The organism is Mucilaginibacter sp., from assembly GCF_036383575.1.
In the GTDB taxonomy this organism is placed as follows: Bacteria; Bacteroidota; Bacteroidia; order Sphingobacteriales; family Sphingobacteriaceae; genus Mucilaginibacter.
The window spans coordinates 1-8,281 of sequence record NZ_DASVOB010000243.1 but is presented as its reverse complement, the minus strand read 5'-3'; the positions used below and the strand labels follow the sequence as shown (position 1 = coordinate 8,281).

Here is an 8,281-nt window from a genome sequence, read left to right as displayed (position 1 = left end):
AATCCAGCCAGGTCAGGCTTTTCATGAAATTTTCCTTCGATAATACCCAGCCTGCTGAGAATGATGGAAATGTGCCCCACTGTTTGCCTTGCGCAAACCTCGAAGAGCCATCTCTCCGAACATTGGCCTCAAATAAATATTTTTCGTCAAAGGCATAGCTGAAACGACCAAAAAACGAACGAAGGCCAAGATCATAGCTACCTGCATTATTAGTTTGCGTGGCTGCATCACCAAGGTTCAATACACGTTGCGAATTGTTCACAAAATTTGCACGATAGCCACTTTGCCAGTCATAAGTAAACTCCTCTTCGCTATAGCCGCCTAATAAATTAAATGAATGGCGGTTAATTGTTTTATTGTATTTCAGTAAACCGGTAAGCAACGAGTGACCATCAATTTCACTTGTTGTGGTTAGATTGGAAGCTAATTGCGTAGCTGTTCCATTTTGATTTTGTAAGGTTACATTGGCATGAAAAGCATTGCCGTTAGTAGAAGTAACATTGTAACCATAGGTAAGCTGCGCGCTTAAACCGGGCAGAATTTTATACTCTGCTTCGGCCTGGCCGCTAAAATTGTAGCGTTTTGTAAGGTTTGTGCTACCCTCTTTAATTTCCCCGTAGTAGTTACGTTCGCCGTTAACTGACACCCAGTTTCCGTTTGCATCCTTAAGCGGATGGATTGGGGCGAGAGTTGCATACCATTCGGCATTCCAAAGGTCTGTCGGTTCGTTTTTTTATCCCCACGTTTCCGGATATATTGCCAGAAACACGGAGTCTTTTATCTTTTAGATGATAACTGTCAAGATTAAGACGAAAGTCTGTTTTCTTATAATTGGTGGCAACCAGGATACCATCCTGATCCAAATGGCCCAGCATAAAGGAATAGTTAACATTGTCACTTCCTCCCGTTGCACTTACGCGGTGGTTTTGCATGTAAGCGTTACCATAGTATACATCGAAATAATTGATATCGGGATATAAGGGGTTGTTGTGGGCTGCGTATTTCTGAATTATCGAATCAGGATATAGCGGAGCAGAACCGGTATTTACAGCGGCCTCGTTGTAAAGCGTTGTATACTGAACAGAATTTAATACTTTGGGCAATCTTGTCGGGCTCTGGATCCCTGCGTACCCGCTGTAATTTACACGAACCTTACCGGCTGATCCCCGTTTAGTGGTAATTACAATAACACCGTTTGCCGCACGACTACCATAAATTGCCGATGATGCGGCGTCTTTCAGCACCGAAATTGATTGAACATCGTTAGGGTTCACGTCTCCAATAGTTCCGGGAAAGCCATCAACTAACACCAATGGGGAATTATCGCCAAAAGTTCCTACCCCACGGATGTCTATAACCGTATTGTCATCACCTGGTTTACCCGAACTTTGCAGTGCAAAAACGCCGGAAACAGTACCTTGCAAAGCCTGACTGGTGTTTGTTAAGGGCCTGCTTTCCAGATCTTGTGTATTCACAATACCTACAGAGCCTGTCAGGTTTTCTTTCTTCTGCGTTCCGTAACCTACCACTACCACATCGCTCAGGGTTTTCATTGAAGGCTGAAGTTTTACTGCGATATCAGTCTTTCCGCCAACTGCAATTTCAACCTTCTCGTAGGAGATATAGGTTATAACAAGCACAGCATTTTCCGGCACATTAGTAAGCTGAAAATTGCCTTTGATATCGCTGAGTGTACCTTTATTGGTTCCCTTGATATTGATAGAAACCCCTATCAGTGGCTGACCATTGCTGGCATCTACAACAGATCCTTTTACGGTGATCGCCGCTTTATCAGAAGCTATTCGGGCTATGATTGAACTGTTGTTGTGAGTTATTAAATTGGGGGTTGACGCGTTTGCACCAATTGGCAGTATAAATAATGCCAATGTTTTAAATGCAGCGCGGAACCCTTTTGAATACAAATAATTTGGAATAAGTAATTTTCGTTTCATAATTGGGTTATTAAAATTTAAGTTGTTGGTTAGGTGAGCAAGGGCAGTTATATGTTTATGCTATTGGCGATGATGTAACCGTAACCGAAAAGCATCATACCAAAGGGACCAATGCAGTTCCCGGATTTAACAATAACCGACTATTGCCCGGGCCAGGAATTTACCCTGGCATTTTCGTAGAAATGTTTTCAATTAAGATGCCGGCGGTTTCTCTTTCTTAAGAGCATCCGCCACTGTCTGGATTTTCCTCATGTTGGTTTTAATTAATTAGAATAACTGGTTAACACTAATGGTCATATTGGCATGACTATTCAAGAGCGTAAAGTCTTCGAAAAACACAGAAAACAAAAGGGGCTAACCAGCAAAAAAGAGGGGACAAAAAGGGCAATAAGGGCTCAGGAAGGGCTTATCAATGATTTTGGAGTGAAAGTGTAGTCGAAAAGCGATACATCATGTTCCTTCCGATCTAATATCATTTGGGTTCATCAGTGCCTTTGCAGTGATCTTAAACCTTCATCGCTTGTGGATTTCATGCGAACACTACTGATCTAAAACAGGTGGTTTTATTTATAGATACAACTGGCATTACACATTGGATACTACATTAAATTGGCTTAAACCAATCGCCGACCTTATTGCTGGCAACTTTCTGTGGGAAGGAACTAAGATTTTTATCCTGATATTAATTAAAAACTTAAGAATTATTAAGAAAACAGAAAAGACCTTTTATATAAGCAAGGGGTCCGGAATCTACACCTATGTCTTTAGCAACTGTTTAAAAATGAAAGAAAATATTTTTGTAGAAACGCATAATTGCGTCTCCCGAAGGACAAGCCGACTTCAAAAGCGTCTTAGCTACCGTAAATTGCAAGCGTGAGACGCAATTATGCGTCTCTACGTTTAAAAACATTCGTTTTTAAACAGCCTCTTAGAAAGGTCAGGATAATTGTATGATCCCCTTATCTGATTTTATGCAATAAACTCCCCAAACGCTGAATACCCTCTAAAAAGGAGTTCAAGATCAGTATCTCAGGAGGTGTACTTGAAAATAACGCGATAGGATAAAAAGGCACTAATTGCTTTTTGTTTCCAAAAAACCGTGGTTTCAAACTGGTTTGCACCAGCTAAATCAAAACAAAGGATAAGGGCTCCAACATTTACCGCGATGTGCGTTAATTCTTATTAAATATCTCCAAAGCTTCCTGATCATCATATTTGATGATCAACTTTTTCAACCTGTTCTTCAGATCAGCTGTGATTGCTTCGTAACCCTTACCACCGTAAAGATTATTAAGCTGGTTAGGGTCCTTTTTTAAATCATAAAGCTCCCAGGAATTGATCGCGCCGTAAAATCTAACTAAGGTATATTGAGTGGATCGTAGCCCAAAGTGAGGGTGTACATGATGCGGCTGAGGAAATTCGTAATAATGATAGTAAGCATCTTTTCGCCATTCAGGTTGCTTGCCCTTCCCGGAGGTTGCTTTTAGTAAGGGAAGAAAAGAGGCCCCCTGTATCTCCTCCGGAACTTTAACACCGGCGATATCGAGCATAGTAGCACCCCAGTCATTATTCAAAACGATAGGTGTAATGGTGCTGGATGGTTTCACCACGCCCGGATACCGGATAAGTAACGGAATTTTCAGTGATTCTTCATAGATGAAACGCTTATCAAACCAGCCGTGTTCACCCAGATAAAACCCATTATCAGACGCGTAAACAATCACCGTATTATCTTTCAGGCCGTTTTTATCTACATAGTCAAGGATCTCGCCAATATTACGGTCCAGGGAATTTACAACAGAAAAATAATCGCGCATCAGCCGTTGATATTTCCACTCTGTGAGCGCTTTGCCGCTCAGCTTTTTATCATCAAACTCTTTGCTCACTTTCCCTTCATAATAATCAGCTATAGCGTGTTTCTGTACGCTATCCAGCCTGCCATATAATCCCCAACTGCTGGGGTTGGGCTTAAGTGCATGCACTTTGAGGTCATTTCTGAGATCCAGTGTTTTTTCGATACTCATGTCCTGGTCGGCAGCTGCCTTTCTATTCTCATAAGTGTCATAGAAGGTAGCCGGTATTGGAAAAGTCACATTGTCAAAAGCACCGAGATCCTGAATATCCGGCTCCCATGACCGGTGTGCTGCCTTTTCGCCTACCACGAGGAAGAAAGGCTTTTCTTTGTCCCTTCCATCAAGCCAGTTTTTGGTTAGCTCGGTAATGATATTAGAAACATAACCATGATGCCTCACCGTATCGTTTCCGGATTTAATGAAATCAGGGTTATAATAGTTGCCCTGTCCCGGCAGCACATCGTAATAGTCAAACCCTTTTGGTAAGCTTCCCAGGTGCCATTTTCCGATCCAGGCAGTCTGATAGCCGTTTTGTTGCAAAAGCGCCGGGAATAATAACTGATCTGTATTAAATTTCCCCTCGTTCATTTTGTAGCCATTTTTATGGCTGTACTTGCCGGTGATGAACGTAGCACGGCTCGGGCCGCATATGGAATTGGTGACCAGCGCGTTTTTGAACAATGCCCCTTCACGGGCAATCCGGTCTATGTTAGGTGTCCGGGCCAGTTTATTACCATAAGCACCGGTTGCCTGTAACCCATGATCGTCTGAAAGGATGAAGATAATATTTGGACGTTTTGTTGCTTTTTGCTGTGCGCTGACTGGTAACGTATACATACCTCCGGCGATCACTGCCAATACTAAAAGTAACAATTTCAAATCTTTCATAATTGATGTTATTGTAAGTAATCCCGGGTTGGTATGAGTGTTAGGTCAACATCCTTTTCTATCGCATAATGATAAAAGTATGTTATGATCTTTGACCATAACAAGCCCTTTACTATGCCACAAAGTTAACAGTTTACCGATGCCAAACACGTCAAATCATCATTTGATCCCGAAGCCTGATATCATCGGTTTCTTCTGAGAAAAGTACCCACCAACCGCATTCTCTAACTAATGGCCCATTCTTTCGGGATTTGAAGATCAGATCAGTCATACAGTTAGGGACAGTTATCCGCAAACTTCCCTTAACTTCGCTTTCATCTGTCTCTGGTAAACCTAAAATAAATAACATCATGAAACAAACAAGGTTAGCGGTATTGTTGGCTGCCGCGCTCCTGGTATTCAGCGCTTACAATCCTAAAGAACAGAGTTGGGTGGCCATCGGCGACTCGATCACTTATCTGAATGACCATTTAGATGAAACGGGTAACAGGGTAACCAAGGGTTACCTGACCAGGGTAACGGAGCAATTCCCCGGTTTACACTATATCAATAAAGGTTTTAATGGCTGGACTTCCGGCCGCATCGCGCAAAATATCGATAGCCTGGGTATACCCGCTGCAGATATTTATACCGTTTTTTTAGGAACAAATGATTGGTGGCAAGGCAGGCCCACCGGCAGCCTGGACGACTATAAAACTGGTAAAGGCAACACTACGGTATATGGTTCGTTCCGGATCATTATCAATAAGCTGCGCCGCCTAAATGCTGGTGCCAGGATTGTTCTGATCACGCCGATGCAAAGGGTCGACTTTGTGTATATCAACAATCCGCGAAACAATGCCTTTGGAAGTTACCGCCCAAAGAACGGCCAGCAACTGGAAACCCTGGTTAACGCAATAGATTCCATTGGACGCTATGAACATATCCCGGTTGTAGACCTGTACCATAACCGGAAACTTGATCTGACGCATCTGGTTAAATTCAAACGCCTTAAAGACACTGCATCTGGCACCTATGTAAATTACCCCTACCCGGAATCTACCAGGATCCCTTTTAACCCTGCTACAGATGATTATCCTTATCCCATAGAGGCCATTGGATTAACATATGATGGCTTACACCCTTCAGACAAAGGAAACGCCATCATTGCCGACGCTATAACGAAGGTATTCAAACAATAGTTCAACAAGGATAATATCGCGGGCCGAAAAACACATGAAGTATGCACCCTTTTAACTAAGGGCAACCTGAATTGGTATAAATAAAGAATGTGCCCCCCTCCCTTGAAGGGCACATTTAATTAACTAAAAACTGTTCATTTGATTAACGCAAATGAAAAAACTAAGAACTAAAGGAGTATTTTAAAAGCAATGCTATCTGTTTTCAGGCGCACCGGGTTGTAAGCATGCGGGTATATGGTTCGAAATCTAAGTATCAAGTTTCTGTAAAGAGTTTTGTTAAAGGCTGTCCCCGATATGGGAAGCAGTCTTTTAATAAGTATGTTCTTTTTACCGGGAACCTGAATAAGTTAAAGTGCCTTCAAAAATTCTTTTGTTGTTGGCGTCCGCTCCCCAGTCAAATGCCAGGTGGAATGTTTTGGTATCCGGATCATAATAATTATCCTTACCGGCAGTATTTTGAACAGCCGAATTTCCGGTTGCTATAACGGTAACCTTGTTTGTTGCCGGATCAACCGTAAGTTGCAATCCTGTAACGCCTCCTACTCCCGCGCCAGTGATCCACAATAAAGAAAACGAATCGGTATAAGTGCCAATAGTAGCTACGTCAACCGTGAGGCCGTCCGGGTAAGTGCCGCCCAGTGTGGCATCGGCAACACCGCTAACGTACCGGGCTATAGTACCACCCAAGGTATACACACCATCGTATTTGTTTTTAACACTGTAAAAAGCGTACATGGCACCACGACTGGCAGCATGGATCCCAACTCCGGCCGAATCTGTGATCTTATAAGCTAATGCGTAGCTCTTTGACAAATCAAGCTTACTGCCATCAAGCTTGATCTCAAAATTCTTTGCAAAATCACCGGCGGCAAATTTAAACGTCAGGTTATCGCCGGATACTGAAACATCGGTAGATGAAGTGCCGACGGTATAAAAAGATGATGGAAGCAATTCATAAGCTGTACCATGGGCTTCGTTATAAGCAGTTAGAGAATCAGGTACAGCCGATATCACAAAGTTTTCGGCTTTTTCAAGATCTGCGTTATTTGCAGCATCCTTTTTTAATGTAAAAACATCAATTGTTTTAACATCGGTAAAAGGATCGAAAAAAGTTGAGGACTCCATACCGTCGGGAAAGCCTATCAAGGTTTTACCGGCATTAAGTGTTTCATTAGCTTTATCGGCAGCCGGCTCCTTTCTGCACCCTGCAAATACAACAGCAAATGCACATGACAGAACCAGGTATTTAAAAAATATTTTCTTTTTCATGTTCTTTTAATTGAAGAGATTAATTAGATGTTCTTGTATCCCACCACACATGTGCATCCTGTGTATCGCCACCACTTAACCGTGCAACGGCTGCATTAACACTTGCACCGTTTGTATTATATTCAGAAGAGGCATAAGTAAATCGCCTAACGATCTGGCCGGAGGAATTTGTAGCGTCAGGTGCCGGGGTAAGCGCAGGCCAGCCAGTTTTTCGCCATATTGCCCATGCGGCATGACCGTCAGGATAGCTTGCGATCCACCGTTGAATAGAGATATTTTTTATTTGGGAGCCGGTGATATCAGCATTCTTAGTATCGGTAACCGGATAGAATGCCAGGTAAGCAGCTGACGGAGTACCGGCATCCCACTGCTCAAAAGAGGCTGTAATACCTGTGGTATAGTCGGTCGTGATACTTTCGTCAGTCCAGCCTAAATTGGCGGCTTCGGCACGGGCCAGCCAAACTTCGGCAGCATTGATCATAACCACAGAGCCGGCTTCCAGCCGAAGGTCGCCGCGTAAAATACGGGCCCATGTTGGATTGGCATCTTCAAATGCAAGCACGCTTAACCTTATCAAACCGTATGGCACACCAATGTTGGATGTGGTAACATTGCCTGATAATTCACTCGCTCCGCCAAATTCTTCCTGGCGCGGGTCATTGGATGCGGCAGTGATGTCGGTAAGGGTTTTCGATTCACCATAATCCTTCCGGCCGTTATAAAGGCTATACCATGGGCTTTTGTAGCTGCCCCCGGGATACACCAAGGTAAAGTTTTGAGCATTGGCAGTGATCACACCCGATGCAATGGCTTCTTTAACAGCTGTGGCAGCGTAACCATCAGCAGCCGGTACCCGGTTTGAGAGCTGAATGGCAGCCAGTAACTTAAGTGAATTAGCCATTCTTTTCCAGGAGGCAACATCGCCGCTGTAGATGATATCACCGGCCAGGCTTGATGACGAATCAAATTCACTTATAGCCGAGGTTAGGGTTGAGATGATCCCTTTATAAATGGATTCCTGGGTATCATATGCCGGCTGAATAACAGCGCTCCCCTTTAAGGCCTGGCTATACGGTACATCGCCCCATGAATCGGTAATTATCCAATAAATATATTGCTGCAGGATCTTTGCTACAGC

The 8,281-nt window shown here is 43.3% G+C and carries 5 protein-coding genes and 1 pseudogene; 1 reads left to right on the top strand and 5 read right to left on the bottom strand.

What is annotated here, in order from left to right:
• The 3 genes and pseudogenes from VF500_RS08605 to VF500_RS08595 all read right to left on the bottom strand — a co-directional run.
• Positions 1–646 (bottom strand): annotated as a pseudogene (locus VF500_RS08605) (TonB-dependent receptor); the annotation flags it as partial.
• A 19-nt stretch (positions 647–665) separates the two neighbouring features.
• Positions 666–1,952: a SusC/RagA family TonB-linked outer membrane protein gene (locus tag VF500_RS08600; RefSeq protein WP_330859283.1), complete on the bottom strand. Its 1,287-nt coding sequence runs from the start codon at positions 1,950–1,952 to the stop codon at positions 666–668.
• A gap of 1,172 nt (positions 1,953–3,124) precedes the next feature.
• Positions 3,125–4,693: a sulfatase gene (locus VF500_RS08595; protein WP_330859282.1), complete on the bottom strand. Its 1,569-nt coding sequence runs from the start codon at positions 4,691–4,693 to the stop codon at positions 3,125–3,127.
• Between the two features lie 350 nt (positions 4,694–5,043).
• Here VF500_RS08595 and VF500_RS08590 point away from each other — a divergent pair, with 350 nt between their 5' ends.
• Positions 5,044–5,874, top strand: coding sequence for an SGNH/GDSL hydrolase family protein (locus VF500_RS08590; RefSeq protein WP_330859281.1), 831 nt, complete (start codon positions 5,044–5,046; stop codon positions 5,872–5,874).
• 327 nt (positions 5,875–6,201) lie between these two features.
• On the opposite strand, the gene VF500_RS08585 is transcribed toward VF500_RS08590, so the two are convergent.
• Together VF500_RS08585 and VF500_RS08580 are read right to left on the bottom strand one after the other, a co-directional pair.
• Positions 6,202–7,143 (bottom strand): DUF1735 domain-containing protein, encoded by a 942-nt coding sequence (locus tag VF500_RS08585; protein WP_330859280.1) that lies wholly within the window; start codon positions 7,141–7,143, stop codon positions 6,202–6,204.
• Positions 7,144–7,162: 19 nt separating this feature from the next.
• Positions 7,163–8,281: SusD/RagB family nutrient-binding outer membrane lipoprotein (locus tag VF500_RS08580; RefSeq protein ID WP_330859279.1), on the bottom strand; the 1,119-nt coding region annotated here is incomplete at its 5' end.